This window comes from Caballeronia sp. LjRoot29 (assembly GCF_964252755.1).
Taxonomy (GTDB): domain Bacteria; phylum Pseudomonadota; class Gammaproteobacteria; order Burkholderiales; family Burkholderiaceae; genus Caballeronia.
Map to the genome: position 1 here is coordinate 89,078 of NZ_CAXUPU020000022.1, position 17,405 is coordinate 106,482.

The 17,405-nt window shown below is 58.5% G+C and carries 16 protein-coding genes; 11 read left to right on the forward strand and 5 right to left on the reverse strand.

What is annotated here, in order from left to right; translation table 11 throughout:
* The first annotated feature begins 203 nt into the window (after positions 1-203).
* Positions 204-1,349, forward strand: a complete 1,146-nt coding sequence (locus ACSQ83_RS22635) for a zinc-binding metallopeptidase family protein (RefSeq protein ID WP_436229682.1) — start codon at positions 204-206, stop codon at positions 1,347-1,349.
* Between the two features lie 101 nt (positions 1,350-1,450).
* On the forward strand, positions 1,451-2,254 hold the full coding sequence (locus ACSQ83_RS22640) for a transglutaminase-like domain-containing protein (RefSeq protein WP_414952475.1): 804 nt from the start codon (positions 1,451-1,453) through the stop codon (positions 2,252-2,254).
* 85 nt (positions 2,255-2,339) lie between these two features.
* Here ACSQ83_RS22640 and ACSQ83_RS22645 read toward each other — a convergent pair whose 3' ends face one another.
* On the reverse strand, positions 2,340-2,774 hold the full coding sequence (locus ACSQ83_RS22645) for a VOC family protein (protein ID WP_414952474.1): 435 nt from the start codon (positions 2,772-2,774) through the stop codon (positions 2,340-2,342).
* A gap of 191 nt (positions 2,775-2,965) precedes the next feature.
* Between ACSQ83_RS22645 and ACSQ83_RS22650 the strand changes: the two genes are divergently transcribed.
* The 3 genes from ACSQ83_RS22650 (at position 2,966) to ACSQ83_RS22660 (ending at position 5,576) form a co-directional block, all read left to right on the forward strand.
* The gene (locus ACSQ83_RS22650) at positions 2,966-3,832 is read left to right on the forward strand and encodes a LysR family transcriptional regulator (RefSeq protein WP_436229683.1); all 867 of its coding nucleotides are present in this window, start codon (positions 2,966-2,968) and stop codon (positions 3,830-3,832) included.
* A gap of 66 nt (positions 3,833-3,898) precedes the next feature.
* Positions 3,899-4,528 (forward strand): TetR/AcrR family transcriptional regulator, encoded by a 630-nt coding sequence (locus ACSQ83_RS22655; protein WP_436229684.1) that lies wholly within the window; start codon positions 3,899-3,901, stop codon positions 4,526-4,528.
* 31 nt (positions 4,529-4,559) lie between these two features.
* Complete coding sequence (locus ACSQ83_RS22660) at positions 4,560-5,576, forward strand: DMT family transporter (protein ID WP_436229685.1); 1,017 nt, start codon at positions 4,560-4,562, stop codon at positions 5,574-5,576.
* A 43-nt stretch (positions 5,577-5,619) separates the two neighbouring features.
* On the opposite strand, the gene ACSQ83_RS22665 is transcribed toward ACSQ83_RS22660, so the two are convergent.
* From ACSQ83_RS22665 to ACSQ83_RS22675, 3 genes are all read right to left on the reverse strand, one after another.
* Positions 5,620-5,850: a hypothetical protein gene (locus ACSQ83_RS22665; protein WP_414952470.1), complete on the reverse strand. Its 231-nt coding sequence runs from the start codon at positions 5,848-5,850 to the stop codon at positions 5,620-5,622.
* A 214-nt stretch (positions 5,851-6,064) separates the two neighbouring features.
* A complete protein-coding gene (locus tag ACSQ83_RS22670) occupies positions 6,065-6,298 on the reverse strand; it encodes a hypothetical protein (RefSeq protein WP_436229686.1) in 234 nt (77 codons plus the stop codon).
* Positions 6,299-6,648: 350 nt separating this feature from the next.
* A complete protein-coding gene (locus ACSQ83_RS22675) occupies positions 6,649-7,416 on the reverse strand; it encodes a response regulator transcription factor (RefSeq protein ID WP_436229687.1) in 768 nt (255 codons plus the stop codon).
* Positions 7,417-7,736: 320 nt separating this feature from the next.
* On the opposite strand from ACSQ83_RS22675, the gene ACSQ83_RS22680 reads away from it, so the two are divergent.
* Complete coding sequence (locus ACSQ83_RS22680; protein ID WP_436229688.1) at positions 7,737-9,509, forward strand: FAD-dependent oxidoreductase; 1,773 nt, start codon at positions 7,737-7,739, stop codon at positions 9,507-9,509.
* Positions 9,510-9,792: 283 nt separating this feature from the next.
* Here the strand turns inward: ACSQ83_RS22680 and ACSQ83_RS22685 are convergent, their stop codons facing one another.
* Entirely contained in the window at positions 9,793-10,854 is a 1,062-nt protein-coding gene (locus ACSQ83_RS22685) for an NAD(P)-dependent alcohol dehydrogenase (RefSeq protein WP_414952466.1), read from the reverse strand.
* A 909-nt stretch (positions 10,855-11,763) separates the two neighbouring features.
* Between ACSQ83_RS22685 and ACSQ83_RS22690 the strand changes: the two genes are divergently transcribed.
* The 5 genes from ACSQ83_RS22690 to ACSQ83_RS22710 all read left to right on the forward strand — a co-directional run bounded on the left by ACSQ83_RS22690 (position 11,764) and on the right by ACSQ83_RS22710 (position 17,386).
* A complete protein-coding gene (locus ACSQ83_RS22690) occupies positions 11,764-11,895 on the forward strand; it encodes a hypothetical protein (RefSeq protein ID WP_436229689.1) in 132 nt (43 codons plus the stop codon).
* A gap of 307 nt (positions 11,896-12,202) precedes the next feature.
* A complete protein-coding gene (locus ACSQ83_RS22695; RefSeq protein WP_436229690.1) occupies positions 12,203-13,327 on the forward strand; it encodes a PLP-dependent cysteine synthase family protein in 1,125 nt (374 codons plus the stop codon).
* 204 nt (positions 13,328-13,531) lie between these two features.
* Positions 13,532-14,353, forward strand: coding sequence for an isocitrate lyase/PEP mutase family protein (locus tag ACSQ83_RS22700; RefSeq protein WP_414952463.1), 822 nt, complete (start codon positions 13,532-13,534; stop codon positions 14,351-14,353).
* A gap of 462 nt (positions 14,354-14,815) precedes the next feature.
* Positions 14,816-16,666 (forward strand): ABC transporter ATP-binding protein, encoded by a 1,851-nt coding sequence (locus ACSQ83_RS22705; RefSeq protein WP_436229691.1) that lies wholly within the window; start codon positions 14,816-14,818, stop codon positions 16,664-16,666.
* A 345-nt stretch (positions 16,667-17,011) separates the two neighbouring features.
* Positions 17,012-17,386, forward strand: a complete 375-nt coding sequence (locus tag ACSQ83_RS22710) for a hypothetical protein (RefSeq protein WP_414952461.1) — start codon at positions 17,012-17,014, stop codon at positions 17,384-17,386.
* Positions 17,387-17,405: the final 19 nt, after the last annotated feature.

Consider the following 17,405-nt stretch of genomic DNA (forward strand, 5'->3'; position numbering starts at 1 on the left):
GCGCGCGCCATCGGGCAAGGCTGCTGGGAACTTCCATGCACGCATTACTGCGTTTTAAGCCATTTCAAGTGTCCGTCGATGCACCAAACTAGCGCGCAAAACGCCCTTTCCGTCTGGGCCGGACCGTTCCTGCGGCGGCACGTGGCTTGCTTGATACGGTCCATCCAGCCACCACGCCCTGTGTTTCAGCCTATCTCTTCAATATGAAAACTTTCCATTGCGGCCGTTGCCAGCATCACGTTTTTTTCGAGAACGTGAGATGCGAATCCTGCGCGGCGTTGCTGGGCTTCGTGCCTGAATTGTCCGAAGTTTGCGCGTTCGAGCCGGCCGGCGATACGACTGGTATTCCGCTATGGCGTGCGCTGAATCCATCGGCTAATGGCGCGTTGTTTCGGCAGTGCAATAACTACGCGCTGGAGAATGTCTGCAACTGGATGATCCCGGCCGACTCGCCGGACGTGCTGTGCCCGGCGTGCAGCCTGACGCAGACCATCCCCAATCTCACGCAGCCAAACAACCGGGTCTACTGGTACAAACTGGAGACGGCCAAGCGGCGCTTGCTGTTTGCGCTCTCGGCACTCGGGCTGAACACCGACTCACGGCGGACCAATCCCGAAACCGGTTTGCAGTTCGAATTTCTCGAAGACGGCAACATGGGGGCGAAGGTTCTGACCGGTCACGACAACGGCCTCATTACGATGAACATAGCCGAAGCCGACGACGCGTTGCGTGAACGCATGCGCGCCGATATGCACGAGCCGTACCGGACCCTGCTCGGGCATTTCCGGCATGAGATAGGCCACTACTATTTTGATCGGCTCGTGGCGAATACGCAGTGGGAAGAGCCGTTCCGCGAGATGTTCGGCGACGAACGGGCCGACTACGCCCAATCACTGCAAGCGCATTACGACAATGGACCGCCCGCCGACTGGGACCAGTCCTATGTGAGCGCCTACGCCACCACGCATCCGTGGGAAGACTGGGCTGAGACGTGGGCTCATTACCTGCATATCGTCGATACAGTGGACACCGCCGCGGCCTGTGGATTCAAGCTCGATCCGAAGTCCGACAACGAACCGTCGCTCACTGAAATCGAGCCGGTCGAGAACACCAGCTTCAATACGCTGATGGAGCAATGGTTTCCATTGATGTATGCATTGAACAGCTTGAACCGAAGTCTCGGCCTCGCCGATGCGTACCCGTTCACGCTCTCGCCGAAGGTCGTCGCCAAGCTGCGTTTCGTCCATAAGGTGATTGCGAATGCAGGCGCTCAGCAACAGGCAAAGCCTGAGGTGCAGCAGGAAATCAAGCAAGACCCGCAGGACCAGCCGGCGGCCGCAGCCGGTTAATCATGGTTTGATCAGGAGTTCGATGTATTTTAACTTTATGGTTTTGACTCCGGCCGTTCACGCCTCAACCCAAGCGCTCCAATCTAAAAAAGGTCAGTCCGATGAAGCTCCGCGTTGGTTACGAACTGGTCTACGAATGCGTGCAGCCGACACCGATGCTGCTCATGCTGAACATGCACGCGTCGCGCGCGCAGAGCATCCTTGTGCCGGACATCCTGAGGGTCAACCCGCCAGTGCCCTACTCGCAGTATCACGACTCATTTGGCAATCTGTGCAGCCGGCTGGTGGCGCCGCCAGGGTGGCTCACGCTGTCGACCGAGGGATTGATCGATGTGCCGCCGTATCCGGAGTTGGTTGAGCCGAACGGTTATCAGCATGCCGTTGAAGAACTGCCCGACGAGTGCATGCAGTTCCTTCTCGGCAGCCGCTACTGCGAGACCGATCTGCTCTCCGATGCCGCCTGGCAGATGTTCGGCCACACCCCGCTTGGACGTGCGCGGGTGCAGGCTATTTGCGACTATGTTCATCGGCACATACGCTTCGATTACAACTGCGCGCGTCCGACCAAGACGGCGTTCGAAGCGTATCGGGAAGGAGTAGGCGTGTGCCGGGACTTTGCGCATCTGGCGGTCGCGTTATGCCGCGCGATGAATATTCCGGCCCGCTACTGCACGGGGTATATCAGCGATATCGGTCTGCCGCCGCCCTACGCACCCATGGATTTTTGCGCGTGGATCGAGGTGTACCTGGGCAACACGTGGCAGACATTCGATCCGCGTAACAACGCGCCGCGCACCGGACGCGTGTTGATGGCCCGAGGCCGTGATGCCGCAGATGTCGCCTTGAGCAACACGTTCGGATCGACGACACTCGTCAGGTTCAACGTGGTCTGCGAGCCTCAGTAATCTGCGCGGCGTTTCGCACAGTACATTGTGTGCGACCCTGCATTTCAGTGCATGGGTCCGCTAAGTGCCGACATGGCCGCCGCTATCACTTCGCAAACAGCGAAGCCATGTTCGCAAACGCCTTGATTTCGAGCGCGTTGCCCGACGGGTCCAGGAAGAACATGGTCGCCTGCTCCCCGACTTCGCCCTTGAAGCGCACATGCGGCTCGATGATGAATTCCACGCCTGCCGCCGTGAGTTTGTCCGATGTCGCTTGCCACTGATCCATCGGCAGCACTACGCCGAAGTGCCGGACCGGGACTGCATCGCCGTCTACCTTGCTCGTCTTCCGATGACCAATTTCGTCCGGCGCAAGATGGGCGACGATCTGATGCCCGTAGAAATTAAAGTCCACCCAGTCGGCGGAGCTACGGCCTTCCGGGCAGCCGAGCAGGTCGCCATAAAACCCGCGAGCGGCCGCAATGTCATGGACCGGAAAGGCGAGATGAAAAGGGGAAATCGCAGCAGGGGTGTCGCTCATGGGAGGCTCGGATATCGGTTGAACGGAATGTGGTTGACTACGCGCACAGGGTTTGTCCCGGACGTCGCGCCAGGGAAACACAGTTTAGGATCAACCAGAATAGTTGAATAGCGATAGTTTTTTTAGCTCAGCATCAATAAAATTGATTAATCAAAACCTGCGAAAGCACCACTCAAGCGGTCGATAAAATCATGATGCGAGAGCTAAAAACCTTCCTGGCGGTAGTGCGTTTCGGGACGTTCGCGAGCGCCGGAGCGCATATCGGGCTGACGCAATCGGCTGTCAGCGCACAGATCCAGCGGCTGGAGGAAGACCTGGGTTTTCCGTTGTTCGACCGGACCGGGCGCTCGGCCACGCTCAATGCCGCGGGCAAGCAGACGGTCGAGTCCGCCGAGGAATTGTTGTCGGTCTACGCCCGCCTGGCGGCGCGCGGCGGCACGGCGGAACAGTCCGGTTTGCTGCGGGTCGGGGCCATTGCTTCGGCGCAGGCGTCGTTTCTGGTTAGCGCCATCGACCTGTTCCGGCAGACGTCTCCCGGCTGGCGAATCCGCATGATTCCCGGCGTGTCGCTCAACTTGCTTGCGCAGGTGGACTCCGGCGAGATCGACGTCGCGGTAATCATCAAACCGCCTTTCGCGTTGCCGTCCGAACTGCACTGGCGCACCCTGCTCACTGAAAGTTTCGTCCTGCTGGTCCCGCGCGAACTGGCGGATCAGCCGTGGCGCGCGCTGCTCAAGTCCGAGCCTTTCATTCGATACGACCGAAGCTCGTTTGGAGGCCGTCTCGTCGACCGCTTTCTCAGAAGAATTCGCGTCACGGTGCAGGACGTGGTCGAGTTGGATGAACTGCAGGGAATCGTCGGGCTCGTGGCGCATGGGGTGGGCGTTGCGCTGATCCCGCAATCGTCCGCGCTGCATATGCCCAAAACCGTGCGCGCGTTGTCGCTGGGCGACGAGACCTTCACGCGTGAAATCGGCCTCGTCCAGCGGCAGACGAGAAACGAGCAGACCGTCACCGTGCAATTCGCCGGGTCGGTCTGTGCAGTCCTGCAGCGATGAGAGTCCGAGCCTGAGCCACAAAAACGCTGCCTTGATTTATTGAACGATAGGTCATAATATCCACGCATGACAAAAAATTCCTCTCTGCCGCAACCTGCCGATCGCTCGCAAGAACGTGGACGCCCGCGTGAGTTCGACCTCGACGAAGTCGTCGAATCTGCTGGCCGCGTGTTCTGGGAAGGCGGTTATCACGCGACCTCGGTGGGCACCTTATGCGATGCAACGGGCCTGCTGCGAGGCAGCTTGTACGGCGCATTCGGCGACAAGCACGGCTTGTTGATCGCTGCGTTCGAACGTTATGCCGACGGTGCGGTTGCCCGCCTCAAAGAGCGGCTGGCCGCCGATCTGCCGCCGCGTGAATGCCTGCGCGAAGCGCTGCTTCATTACACCCGGCTCAGCGCCGACCTGGCCGGACGCCATGGCTGTTTCATCACCAATGCAGCACTTGAACTGCTTCCGGCAGACGACGTATTGCGGCCTTATATCGAAACCACGCTCCAGCGCATTGGTGCTCAACTCACCGCCGCCGTGGTGCGCGGCCAGCAATCGGGAGACTTCAACGCCGATCTCGACGAAAACGCTGCCGGTACTTATCTGTTGTGCATCGTGCAAGGCATGCGGGTGCTGGGCAAGGTCGAAACAAGTGAAAAGAAGCTGGCCGGCATTGTCGATATGACCTTGCGCGCGCTGCTCTAAAAATTTTTCCCTAATTTTTGAACGATAGGTCATGAATAAACTAATCGAGCATCAGGCGGCTATCGCGGTTAGCCCGGCCGCCGTGCAAAGCGAATCCGTTGTTGCTGTGCGCCCCGGATACATGACAGGTGTGTTGCTCTGCGTGTGCGCGACAGTCCTGATGGGCATCATGTTTCCCGTCATGACAAGCGCACTTCGCTACGTCGATCCATTCACGTTCACGTCGCTGCGTTACATGATCGCCGGCAGCGCGTTTCTCGTTCTGTTGCGCGTAAAAGAAGGCCCGAGCGCATTCCGGTTCAAGGGCGAACCTATTGCGCTCGCGTGGTTGCTGGGTTCAATCGGCTTTTGTGGATTCGGTTCTTTTGTTTTTCTCGGACAGCAATTCGCCGGAAGCGACGGCGCACTCACTGCATCGATCATGATGGCAACCCAGCCGATGATGGGCTTGATCGTGAATTCGATCGCGCGCAAGATCCTGCCGCCGCTGTATTCGTTCCTGTTTATCCTGATGTCGTTTGCCGGGGTGGCGCTGGTCGTGACAAAAGGCGACATTGCGGTGCTCCTGAGCGAGCCTCAGCACTACTCGGCGAACGCGTTGATCGTTGTGGGTGCGCTGTGCTGGGTGATCTATACGTTCAGTGCGTCGGCCTTCAAAAGATGGTCCGCGCTCAAATACACGACCATGACCACGCTGCTGGGCCTGACTACGATTATCGGGCTGAACGGGCTGTTATACGTGCTTCACGTCGTGCCGGTGCCGACCACGGCAATGCTGATCGACATTGTCCCGCACCTGCTTTATATGGGACCCGTCGCGGGTTTTATCGCCATCCTGTTCTGGAACATGGGCAACAGGATTCTTACCCCGCTCAATGGCGTGTTGTTCATGGATGTACTGCCCGTGACAACATTCGTGGTGTCGGCGATGAGCGGATTAATCCCGACTCACCTGCAGATTGCGGGCGCTTGCATGACGGGCGCGGCGCTGATTCTCAACAACCTTTACTTACGCGGCCGCACGCGTCGCTTGGCTGCGGGTTCGTAGAGCCGGGCCGGTATCGACACTCGGATTACACCAGCCCACGTCGTCAGGTAATCTCGAACGGCGCTCGCGGTGTTGCATCTCCATCCACATTCGCTATTGCCCAGACGACCGCAAAGTTCGTCGCGGCATTATGCGAAGCGAAGCGGCCCAGCGTGCCATGCGAGCGTTGATTTCCATGCTCGTCCCGGATGATCACGAATGAATCGAAGGCGCCTTTGACGGGGGCGACCATGGGTCGGATGGTTGATCCTCGGTATTGCATTTCCATATTCATCCCTCTCTCATTAGGTTGATGCGATGGAAGCTGGAGTAACAATCAGGAATTTTTTTAGTTATCGATGTATCTATGCGCAACGCCTGCGAATCACCAAGCCAAGGCATAAAACCAAAGCCCGGCAATTGACGCTTGCGTGCGACGGCCCTTTCAATCCTTCAAGCGTTCAACTCAACTTACGGCACAGCTCATTGCCCAATTCTCTGCGTCACGATCAAATTGCCGTGTTTACGCATTCGAGTATTCGCTGCACGGTCGCGTGCTGGGTTGGCGTCAACTCCGAACCACGCGCCAGATCAACGACACGCTTGCGCCAATACGCCTGGCCGAGTACCGAAATACCGCCATCGTCGTTCCAGCGCGGAACGAGCCGCTCCAGATGCGCGATCTCTTGCTCGACCAATAATGGATGTCGGGGGGCTGCTTGGAAGGTCTGGTCAAAGCTCACGGCTCGCGCTCCAGTAGCAAAGTAGCCGACATTACCGTGACTTCGCCGCTGGCGAATCCTCAATTCTGAGGATTTACGCCAGGCAATAACGTCTATTGATTGTGTTGAGGAAAAAACGATAAACGAGAACGGACAAGCGCACCGGGCCAGTGCAATAAGAGTCCGTTATTGGGCTAAGGGGAATATTGCAAACGAACGGGATTCTGTTGAAGCGCTTATTTGACCGTCATTCAACCTTCATTCAACGGTCTTCGCACTCCCATTCAGGCAGCGCGTGGCTTGGCGCAGCGCTAAGCGAAGATTATTTCAAAATACAGGACATTGATAAAAAACCCTGTCACCCGCGCGCCCTACTGCTGCCGGTTTGTCTGAACGGCGCGAATCAGTTTGGAGCGGCTTCCAACACCGAGCTTATGGAAAGAGCGGTCAATATGCGTACGGACCGTCGTATAAGAAATGCCCAGACGGAATGCAATTTCCTTGTCGAGCAACCCTTCCACCACGAGGCCGACTACATCGCGCTCGCGCGCCGTCAGGTTCTTCAGCACGTCCTCTGAAATCAGCCTGGCTTGCGGTCCAGACGCCTCTGTCATGCCGGCTGCGGTGCGTGCTCGCGCAAGTGCAGCGGTAAAAGCGGGGCGAATGAATTCAGCCATGGCAAGGTCGTGATCGGAGAAATCTTCCCGATGTTTACCGCGCCAGATACGCAAGTCGCCAATATTCTCATCGCCGGTCCACGCATACACATTCATGCCCCAGTGCAAACCGTCACGACGCAGAAAGTCGTTGAACAGCTCAGTCCGCATTAATTCGCCTTGCGGAATCACATTCGTCACACGAACGGCAGCCCGGAAATTCTGCAGCCGGGGGGTCACAGTATCGCGATACTGGTAGTACTTCTCGTACTCGGACAGATTGTCTTCCGACATGTTGAACGAGACCCGGTTGACGAATTCCTTCTTCGTCTCGTCCCAGACATATGACCCGAGATGATCCGCGCGCAGCAAGCTGAGCATGCGAACACCCACTTCCTGCCGCATTAACTGCTCAGGAAGCGAATCGGCAAGCACGGCGAAGATATCGGAAACCAGGCCGGTTTCTCGGCTCGTCAAATACATATCACGGACATGCTGGTAGGTCCCGGTTCAATGGCTCGCAGACGTTTTCTCCACGCGCAAGCCTCCATATTTTTTTTGATCTAGCCCCGCAGACTACACGCACGATATTTCCGATTCAAGTCTCTTCTATCCGTGCCGTTAAATAGTTCGCCGTCATTTCAACTGACGGGCCAATTGTTTGAAGGCATGACGAGGCGGCAGAGAACCAGATCAGGCCGCCGGCATGGGATTCCGGCTTATATCAACGCGAAAGTACTTCCACCAAACGTCTATTAAATATCGACTAAACGTCTATCAACGTCTATTAAACGGGGAAACGCATGGCCATCATTCCGAATCTACGCCGCCGCAAGCCGATTATTGCAGCCGGCGAAACTACTCCAGCCGCTCAACCCACTTTCGGTTATATCGATACCCTGTTCGACTATGGCGCTTTGCTGGCAGCGGCGCCAGATTCGCTGGGCAAACTGCCGGGGGCCGGCAATCCGACGATCGCGATTATTGGCGCGGGTATCAGCGGCCTCGTGTCGGCGTATGAACTTCTGCGCGCCGGTGCATCGAACGTCGTGTTGTATGAAGCGTCCGGGCGCACTGGCGGGCGCGCTTACAGTATTCCCTTTACGAACCAGGCGCCGGCATTCCTGGCCGAACTCGGCGCCATGCGTTTCCCTCCCAGCGAATACAGCCTGTTCCATTACCTCGATCGATTCGGCATCCAGGCAAACTCGAATTTCCCCGATCCTGGCGAAGTGCTGACCAATCTCGGCTATCAAGGACAGACCTACACGTGGCCGGCCCAAGGCAATCCGCCCGATATGTTCGCGACCGTCCATGCCGGCTGGAGCGCGTTCATCAGCGACGGCTTCACGCCCTCCTCCGGACCGGCCTTGCTCGCGCCAGTCGCCATCACCGAACTGTTGCGCAACGGCCAGTTAGGGGCGGCACGAAACGCGTGGCAGGCATATATCGACATGTTCGGTAACCAGAGCTTCTATAGCGCGCTGCAAACCCTTTTTAGCGGCGCGAATCCTCCCGGCGGCAAGCCATGGCGCAATCCGGACGACTACGAGCTCTTTGGCGCGCTTGGCGTTGGATCGGGCGGACTCGGGCCGATGTACCCGGTCGCCTTTTTGGAAATCGTCCGCCTGATGGTCGATGAACTCGAAACCGATCAGTTGTTCATTCCGGCTGGCATTGAATCGCTGGCAGACGCATTTGGCGCGCAAGCGTTCGGAGGTCACTCGATTGCGCAGCGTGTCGTGAACACGCCGGTGTCACGCGTGACCCGTAATAGCGAGGGCGTGATGCTCACGCTGGCGGACGGCTCGGTCCAGTTCGCTGACCGCGTGATCGTGACGGCCAGCACGCGCGCGATGCAGATCGACATGGCATTGACCGCGCCCGCGTCGGCGCTCTCGGCGCAGCAGTGCTCAGCGGTGAATGATGTGCACCTGACCAGCTCGTCGAAAGTGTTTGTGATGACGCAGCGAAAATTCTGGCTCGATGAAAACCTGCCCGCGAATATCCAGACCGATACGCTGGTACGGGGCGTGTATTGCCTCGATTACGCGCCGGCCGACCCCAATGCGCCGGGCGTCGTGCTGCTCAGTTATGCGTGGGAAGACGACGCGATCAAGCAGCTTGCGCTCGGAAACAATCAGCAGCGCGTGCAGCGTCTTGTGGCTGATCTGGCACAGACCAATGCCGCGTTTGCGCAGCATGTCGTGCCGATCAATAACGACTATGAGACCTTTGTAAAGACCGTGGACTGGGATCTGGAGCAAGGGTATTACGGCGCGTTCAAGCTGAATTTTGCCGGTGGCGATGCCCAGAGCCAGCAGTTGTTCTTCCAGTTCCAGGACTGCTTGCAACCCGCGACGGACCCGTTCATCTATCTCGCTGGAGACAGTTGCTCGTTTACCGGCGGATGGGTGGAAGGCGCGCTGCAAACGGGGATAAATGCGGTGTGCGCGGTGATCCGCAGCTTGGGCGGCAGCGTGGTGCCGAACAATCCGCTGGACAACATGTCGCCTCCGTATGACTACAGCGGTGCGTCGACTAGCGAGAATCGCAAGGCCGACGGCGGGCATTAAGACCCGCAGACGGGGACTTAACTAAGCGACGAGCCAAAAAAAGACCCGCACAAGGCGGGTCTTAGTCTCTCAGTTTCGTATGGCGAAACGCGCGGGCATTCTATGGCACGTTCGCTTGACCATCGGAGTTCGGTGTAGACGTGAAGCCCCCGGCTCTTGACGACAACTTAACTGATTAACGTGCACTGCGCGTCCTCATTTCTGAGGACAAGAAATGAGGACTAGCGCCAAAACCGGCGGTTTGAGAACCGCTGGTTTCAGTTTTAACTCAGCTAGACCGTGCTCAAGCCTCTTCTTTCAACGACGCCATGTCGATCACAAAGCGGTATTTCACATCGCTTTTAACCATGCGCTCATAGGCCTTGTCGATTTCGTCCATGCGGATCATCTCGATGTCAGAAGTGATGCCGTGCTTGCCGCAAAAATCGAGCATTTCCTGTGTTTCTGCAATGCCGCCAATCAGCGAACCAGCCAGCTGACGACGCTTGAAAATCAGGTTGCCGACAGACGGCGACGGATGCGCATGCTCCGGCACGCCGACCAGCGTCATCGTTCCATCACGCTTCAGCAGTGCGGTGAACTGATCTAGGTCATGCGAGGCAGCAACGGTGTTGAGGATGAAATCGAACGAGTTGACGTGTTTAGCCATCTGCTCAGGATCCTTCGAGATCACGACCTCATGCGCGCCCAGACGCTTCGCGTCCTCGATCTTGCTAGCCGATGTGGTGAACAACACCACGTGCGCGCCGAATGCAGCCGCGAGCTTCACGCCCATATGACCGAGCCCGCCCAGGCCGACGATACCAACCTTCTGCCCAGCCTGGACATTCCAGTGACGCAGCGGCGAGTAGGTGGTGATCCCCGCGCACAACAACGGCGCCACGGCGGCGAGTTCAAGGTTCTCGGGGACACGCAGCGTGAAGGCTTCGTCCACGACGATCGACTTCGAATAACCGCCGTAGGTCACGCCACCCGTGTGCTTGTCGGGCGCATTGTAGGTGCCGACAAAACCGCTGCCTTCGCAATATTGCTCGAGGCCTTCCTGGCACGACGGGCATGTCCGGCACGAATCGACCATGCAGCCGACACCCGCCAGCGCACCGACCTTGAACTTCGTGACTTCAGAGCCAACCTCGGTCACCCGGCCGACAATTTCGTGTCCCGGCACGTTCGGGTACACCGTACCCGCCCATTCGCCGCGCGCGGTGTGCAGGTCCGAATGACACACGCCGCAATACAGGATCTCGATGCGGACATCGTGCGGACCGGTATCCCGGCGATCGAAGGCGAAGGGAGCAAACGGCTCTTTGGCGGAATGCGCGGCATAGCCATAGGTCTTGTACATGGTGTGGTCCTTGAGATAGTTCGTTGATTCGAGGTGCGTGCTTTGATACAGGGGGCGCTGTCCGTGCGATTCTGCTGCCCCGCGTCACAACAACTGAACGACAGGCAACAAGCTTGATAAAAGGCGTTCTGGACTTGACGACATCTGAAACTGCGCCAAGGCTCGATCGGACTTGTATCGGGACTTGTATCGATACTGCCCGGCTGTGCGATGAACAATGACTGACGCGAATGACGTGGTCGCTACAGGGTTTCGTTTCCAAACCTGGATCTGCGGTCGACGCCCGGGAGATTCGAGCGCCCCTTCGCAGGACAGTATGCGAATTGTGGACCATCCACTCAATGGAAATATTGCGATTTCACAATTCCAATTGGTGGAATGTGGAGTTGCAGCAATTTTGCGTTTGATATCAGGGCGTTATTCGAAGAAACGAGACGCGCCTTGCGAGGCTGTTTCGATCGGCCCCGTCCCTCGATCATCGTACTCTTTGCGCTAGCCGGTTGACGCGAGGTTTTTTACGATCGCACGGTAGCACCAAATTCGATATCGAAACTTGAAGATCTAAACAGACCAATTTTTCTAATCCGGCAAGAGTGAGCTGATGGCAATAACACTTCGTCATCCTACTCGTTTCGGAGTATTTCTTCACGAATCAGTTCGCCAGTGTGGCGATCGTGTGTTCCTGGAGAAATTGCTGAACACGCATTGCCGTTTCGAACTCGGTCTCCGAATGAAAGTTCGTTGCAAGCCAGCCATCCACGCACACTGATCCTCATACGAATCATCGTGCCGATGGTGAACGCACGACCAACGCAACGCCCCCAAGCGGTCTTGTCAAGATTTTTGCCGGCGTGCCGTAATTGTGAATAACAAGGCAAAAACGTCCTGTGCAACGACGAGGAGAAGGAAATGACAGACTTGTACTGGCCGATGGTTGCGGTATATCTGGCGATGCTGATGGGCGCGGTGCTGCTGCTGAGCGCACTGTCAATGCGTGGGACGAGACTGCCGCTCCCGAACACTTTATCGACGAACGAGTAGGCTTCACATTGCTGAAATGTCTCACGATCACCGTTAACGACGGGCGACTCAAATAGGTCTTCTGTCCAGCGTTTCCGCTCAATCGACATGCTGCCGCCTCTCTCGGCCGACCAAGAGCACACGAAAAACCAGTCAGTCGCGATTGTGAAAACCGGGCTGCCGCTCTCGTGTACGATGGCTTCATATCGAGCCGGGGCAAACCGGGCGTTACACGCAACGCATGCCCCGAGCACGATCCAATAGCCCACGCGCTTGAGCCGGAGTCGCGCGGCGCTCCGCTGTTAGCCGCCACTGGGTGGGAATTTCCATGCCGCGTTCCGACTGGACCCGTGAAGCAATTCGCAAGATTGAAGCAGACTTCAACCGCTCCGCCGATACCCACCTGATTCCGCTCGACCTGCCTGGTTATCCGGACATCCGTTTCTATTTCAAGGACGAATCCAGTCATCCGACCGGCAGCCTGAAACATCGTCTGGCGCGCTCCCTGTTTCTTTATGCGCTTTGCAATGGCTGGCTGCGCGAGCACAGCACGATTGTTGAAGCGTCGAGCGGTTCAACCGCGATTTCCGAAGCGTATTTCGCACGGTTGCTCGGCTTGCCGTTTGTCGCGGTGATTCCTGCGGGCACTTCCCGGATGAAAATCGAGGCGATCGAGTTCTACGGCGGGCGCTGCCATCTGGTGGCGAATCCCGCCGACATTTATGCGGAATCGCATCGGCTCGCGGCGGAAACCGGCGGTCATTTCATGGACCAGTTCACGTACGCCGAACGTGCGACCGACTGGCGGGCCAATAACAATATCGCCGAGTCGATCTTCAAGCAGATGGACGACGAGGAATACCCGGTGCCAGCGTGGCTCGTGTCCAGCGGCGGCACCGGCGGCACGACGGCCACGCTGGGCCGCTACGTCGCGTACCGGCGGCATCTCACGCGCATTCTTTGCGTCGACCCCGAAAATTCGGTATTTTTCGATTACTTCAAAAGCACGTTGGCGGGCACGCCCGACAGCAGCCTGACACTCGATGTCGGATCGAAGATCGAAGGGATCGGCCGTCCGCGCGTTGAGCGCTCCTTCATTCCGACATGTATCGATGCCATGCTCAAGGTGCCCGACGCGTTGTCCTTTGCTGCAATGCGCTATCTGGCCGGGCGCTTCGGGCGTCGCGTTGGCGGCTCGACCGGGACCAATTTCGTCGGTGTGCTGTATCTGGCCGAACGCATGAAGCAGGCGGGCAAACAGGGTTCCATCGTCAGCCTGCTGTGCGACAGCGGTGAACGTTATAGCAACACCTATTACGACGATGCCTGGTACCAGGCGCAGGGAATTCCCGTCGCGCCGCCCGATGCACTGATTGCTCGCGCGGTAGCCGGCGAAGCGGTGCTGACCCAGCCAGACATTGCCGGGATGGAAGCTGCGGGAATGGGAATTTAACGCGCGGTCCGCTTGAGATCTTGGGTGCGCATGACGAACATGGAAAAGACCCGTATGAGCTTGCGTATCAACGTTTTGCTTTCGTAGTCGCGTCCGTATCGCCTATGCGCGAGCGCTGACCCACGACGTTTCCAGCACTCAAGACTTGAGCGGACGCGTGCTCTTTCAACCCCAATTTATCCGCCCACACACGATGAGGTTCCGATGACCCGTACTGTCGCCGAAAAACGCGCTGCCTTTCGCGCGCTTCACCAGCAAGGTTGTTTCGTGTTGCCCAACCCGTGGGATGCCGGCAGCGCGCGGATGCTGCAGCACCTCGGTTTTGCCGCGCTGGCATCGACCAGTTCAGGCTTCGCGTGGTCGACAGGCCGGTCCGACTACGCGATGAATTGTTCCGACGTCCTGCAACATCTGAGTGCCCTCTGCGAGGCCGTGGACCTGCCGGTCAACGCGGATTTCGAGTCCGGTTTCGCTTCCGACCCGGCCAGCCTCGCGGCCAATGTGAGCCTCGCGATCCAGACGGGCGTGGCTGGCTTGTCGATTGAAGACCGCGACGTGGAGGCCCCGTTCGGACTCTACGAGACCGCGCTTGCGGTCGAGCGCGTACGCGCGGCCCGTGCGGCGATCGACCGGTCCGGCGACGATGTCATCCTGGTCGCACGCACCGAAATCCTGCTCAGTGATCCGGGTGCGCTCAGTCAGTCCATCGACAAACTCGTGGCCTTTGCGGCCGAAGGTGCCGACTGTTTATACGCGCCGGGGGTGGTCGACAAGGACGATATAGCAGTCATGGTGCGTGCCGTGGCGCCCAAGCCGCTTAACGTACTCATGATGCGGCCCGGCCTGAGCGTCGCCGAACTGACTGACCTTGGCGTGCGTCGAATCAGTGTTGGCGGAGGGTTGGCGCGGGTTGCGTGGCAGGCCGTGCTGACGGCCGCCGAACAAATGAAAGCGGGGTCATTCGATGGCCTCGCGGGCGCTGCATCGGGCAAGCAATTAAACGATGTTTTCGGCGGATTCGCCTGAGCCTGAAGGCTCGGCACGCGTCCTGTGTTTGCGTGAATGTCCCTGCAGCGCAGGGACATTCTGCATCGGGCCCGATCGTGCGGCGGCTGTAGTGCGCTCGCTCGCGCTGTATCGGCCCGACAACATGTGCGTGGCCGAAAAGGGTTGGCAAGCGCCATAAGCGCCTGATAATATTCAGACGTGGATAGCCGCCCGGCACCACTTCAGGTTCTGCTTCAGGTCCCACACCACTCAAGTTTCATTTCTCAAAGGGAGGCGAAAAGATGCTCACATTCAAACGCGCCGTCCCTTGCTCGATGCGCCGGCCAGTTTAGGTCGCCATCAGCGCAGGCACAGCAGCCCGCGCAACTTCCAGACAGTCCGTTATCGGTTCGCCCGCTCGTGCAGGCGCGCTTTGACTGTCGCTCTCATGTCTCTCGACCGGAAAAGCTTCGTCGCGCTTGGCGCCTCGGGCTGTAGCAAATGGCTTACACAAAAAAACTCGACTTCGGCGGACGGGCGTTCAAAGACGTTCTCGGTTTCATTGTGGTTCACTGGGGCAAACAGCCTTGGCGCATCGTCGCCATTGTCGTGCTCGCCTTGATGTCGGCACTCGCCGACGTCCTTACGCCGCTCTTCGCAGGCCGGCTCGTGGATGCACTCGCCGCCGGCGCCGTCGGCAAGGAGCTGGCATGGCACGCAGCTACAACGGCGTTCGGCATCCTGGCTTGTCTCGGGCTGGCCGGCACGCTGCTGCGTCAGCTCGTGTTCATGAACATCATCGTGTTGACACTCAAGATGATGAGCGAAATTGCCGCCAACGCGTTTCATCGCGTGCAACGGTTTTCCGCTGACTGGCACGGCAACAGCTTCGCCGGTTCGACCGTGCGGAAGATCACGCGCGGCATGTGGGCGCTCGACCTGCTCAATGACACATTGCTCATCGCCCTGCTCCCGTCACTCGTTATGCTGGTCGGCGCGACCGTGCTGCTCGGCATGCACTGGGCCGTCATGGGTGTTGTGGTCGGCGTCGGGTCGCTGCTCTACATTGGGGTGACAGTGGCGCTGTCGCTCGGCTTTGTGGCGCCCGCTGCGCGCCTCGGTAATGCATGGGATACCCGCATGGGCGGCGCGCTGGCCGACGCAGTTAGCTGCAACACCGTGGTCAAGGCCTTCGGTGCGGAAACGCGTGAGGAAGCGCGGCTTGCGCGTGTGATCGGCAAGTGGCGCCACCGGACGCGGCGCACGTGGGCGCGCGGCACGATCAACGGCGGTGTGCAAGGCGGCATGCTGGTGGTCATGCAGGCGGCAATCCTGGGTGCTGCGCTGTTGCTGTGGGAAGCCGATAAGGCCAGCGTAGGCGACATTACGTTCACGCTGACCATGTTCTTCATGTTGCAGGGTTATCTGCGCGAAGTCGGCATGCACGTGCGTAATCTGCAGCGCTCGGTCAACGACATGGAAGAGCTGGTGTCGCTTGAAGGTCAGCCCCTGGGCGTGGAAGACAAACCGGACGCCGGCCCTATCGCTATTCGTGAAGGCGAGATCCGCTTCGAGCATGTGACCTTCAGTTACGACGGCCACACGAAGCCGCTTTATCGCGACTTCTCGGTGCGGATTGCGCCGGGAGAGCGCGTCGGGTTGATCGGGCACTCCGGGTCAGGCAAGACGACGCTGATCAAGCTGATCCAGCGGCTGTATGACGTCTCGGGTGGCAGGGTCATGATCGACGGGCAGAACATTGCCGATGTCACTCAGGCGTCCTTGCGTGGTCAGATAGCGATCGTTCAGCAAGAGCCGGTGCTGTTTCATCGGTCACTTTCGGAGAACATTGCGTACGCCCGGCCGGGTGCAACTCGCGCGGAAATCGAGCGGGCTGCAAGGCAGGCCAGCGCCCACGATTTCATCGCGGCGCTGCCGCAGGGTTATGAAACGCTCGTGGGTGAGCGCGGCATCAAGCTGTCGGGTGGTGAACGCCAGCGAGTGGCCATCGCTCGCGCGTTCCTCGCCGATGCGCCCGTCCTGATCCTCGACGAAGCAACGTCGAGCCTCGACAGTGAAAGCGAGGTGCTGATCCAGCAGGCCATGGAGCGGTTGATGGTCGGCCGCACGACGCTCGTGGTTGCTCACCGGCTTTCAACCGTACGTGCGCTGGACCGGCTGCTGGTGCTCGACAAGGGCAGGATTGCGGAGGAAGGCAGCCATGAAAAGCTGATCCAGCTTCACAACGGTTTGTATCGGCGGCTGTTCGAACGTCAGGCGCTCGGGTTGACGACGGACCGTGCAGACCCGGCGAGCGCGATCAAAGCCGAGCTGACCATAAGAGAGGCCTAGATGGTACTCCTGGTCAAGGCGGCACGCCTCGCTTTGCCGTGCCGCGCGTTGATGGATGGGGGAACGAAGTCACTTTGCCCGCCGATGTAACGCCGCTGGTGAGCGCCCGTGTACTGGGCGCTCACCTTGCGGCGTTAAGCAGCAACATATTGTTTCGAAGTTCGCTCAGCTTCTGGATTTCCAATTAGTTCGCATTACTCTATATATCAACAGACCGCTGCCCCCGGAACATCCACGCTACGATCCAACATAAATAAAATTTCATGCTTCGATAGCATTGTTTCAGACTTCACGACTCCCGGAATTCCATAATGAATGGACCGATTACACATTGGGAGTTTCGCGATGTATCAAACATTACAAGTCGAGGCGGTCCAGGATTCCGGGCGTCAGGCCATACGCTTCGATATCGGCTCGAACGCGGCAATCCTCGATGTCCAGGACATCGACTTGCTGATCGAACGGCTCGGCCACATTCGTTCGGGGCTGCTGCCGGCCTTGCCGCAAGAACCGTCGCGCACGCATAACTATGTGATAGAAATTGATCCGTGCTGGTATCTCGACAAGAACCCGCTGTTCGATGGGGTCGTTTTGCTATTGCGTCATACGGGCTTGGGTTGGGCTGGGTTCGCGATTCCTCAATCCAGTCTCGAGCGGCTGCAGGACGCTATCGTCAAGCCTGTGCCACAGAGGTTTGAGGTGAGCCAGATACCGAGTTGACCATGCGTGCCGGCGGGAG

Coding starts and splice junctions, on each gene's coding strand:
- ACSQ83_RS22655 (WP_436229684.1), top strand. CDS start 3,899: ATGACAAAAAATTCCTCTCTGCCGCAACCTGCCGATCGCTCGCAAGAA.
- ACSQ83_RS22685 (WP_414952466.1), bottom strand. CDS start 10,854: ATGTACAAGACCTATGGCTATGCCGCGCATTCCGCCAAAGAGCCGTTT.
- ACSQ83_RS22635 (WP_436229682.1), top strand. CDS start 204: ATGAAAACTTTCCATTGCGGCCGTTGCCAGCATCACGTTTTTTTCGAG.
- ACSQ83_RS22645 (WP_414952474.1), bottom strand. CDS start 2,774: ATGAGCGACACCCCTGCTGCGATTTCCCCTTTTCATCTCGCCTTTCCG.
- ACSQ83_RS22690 (WP_436229689.1), top strand. CDS start 11,764: ATGACAGACTTGTACTGGCCGATGGTTGCGGTATATCTGGCGATGCTG.
- ACSQ83_RS22665 (WP_414952470.1), bottom strand. CDS start 5,850: ATGAATATGGAAATGCAATACCGAGGATCAACCATCCGACCCATGGTC.
- ACSQ83_RS22680 (WP_436229688.1), top strand. CDS start 7,737: ATGGCCATCATTCCGAATCTACGCCGCCGCAAGCCGATTATTGCAGCC.
- ACSQ83_RS22700 (WP_414952463.1), top strand. CDS start 13,532: ATGACCCGTACTGTCGCCGAAAAACGCGCTGCCTTTCGCGCGCTTCAC.
- ACSQ83_RS22695 (WP_436229690.1), top strand. CDS start 12,203: ATGCCGCGTTCCGACTGGACCCGTGAAGCAATTCGCAAGATTGAAGCA.
- ACSQ83_RS22650 (WP_436229683.1), top strand. CDS start 2,966: ATGATGCGAGAGCTAAAAACCTTCCTGGCGGTAGTGCGTTTCGGGACG.
- ACSQ83_RS22705 (WP_436229691.1), top strand. CDS start 14,816: ATGGCTTACACAAAAAAACTCGACTTCGGCGGACGGGCGTTCAAAGAC.
- ACSQ83_RS22660 (WP_436229685.1), top strand. CDS start 4,560: ATGAATAAACTAATCGAGCATCAGGCGGCTATCGCGGTTAGCCCGGCC.
- ACSQ83_RS22675 (WP_436229687.1), bottom strand. CDS start 7,416: ATGTATTTGACGAGCCGAGAAACCGGCCTGGTTTCCGATATCTTCGCC.
- ACSQ83_RS22710 (WP_414952461.1), top strand. CDS start 17,012: ATGTATCAAACATTACAAGTCGAGGCGGTCCAGGATTCCGGGCGTCAG.
- ACSQ83_RS22640 (WP_414952475.1), top strand. CDS start 1,451: ATGAAGCTCCGCGTTGGTTACGAACTGGTCTACGAATGCGTGCAGCCG.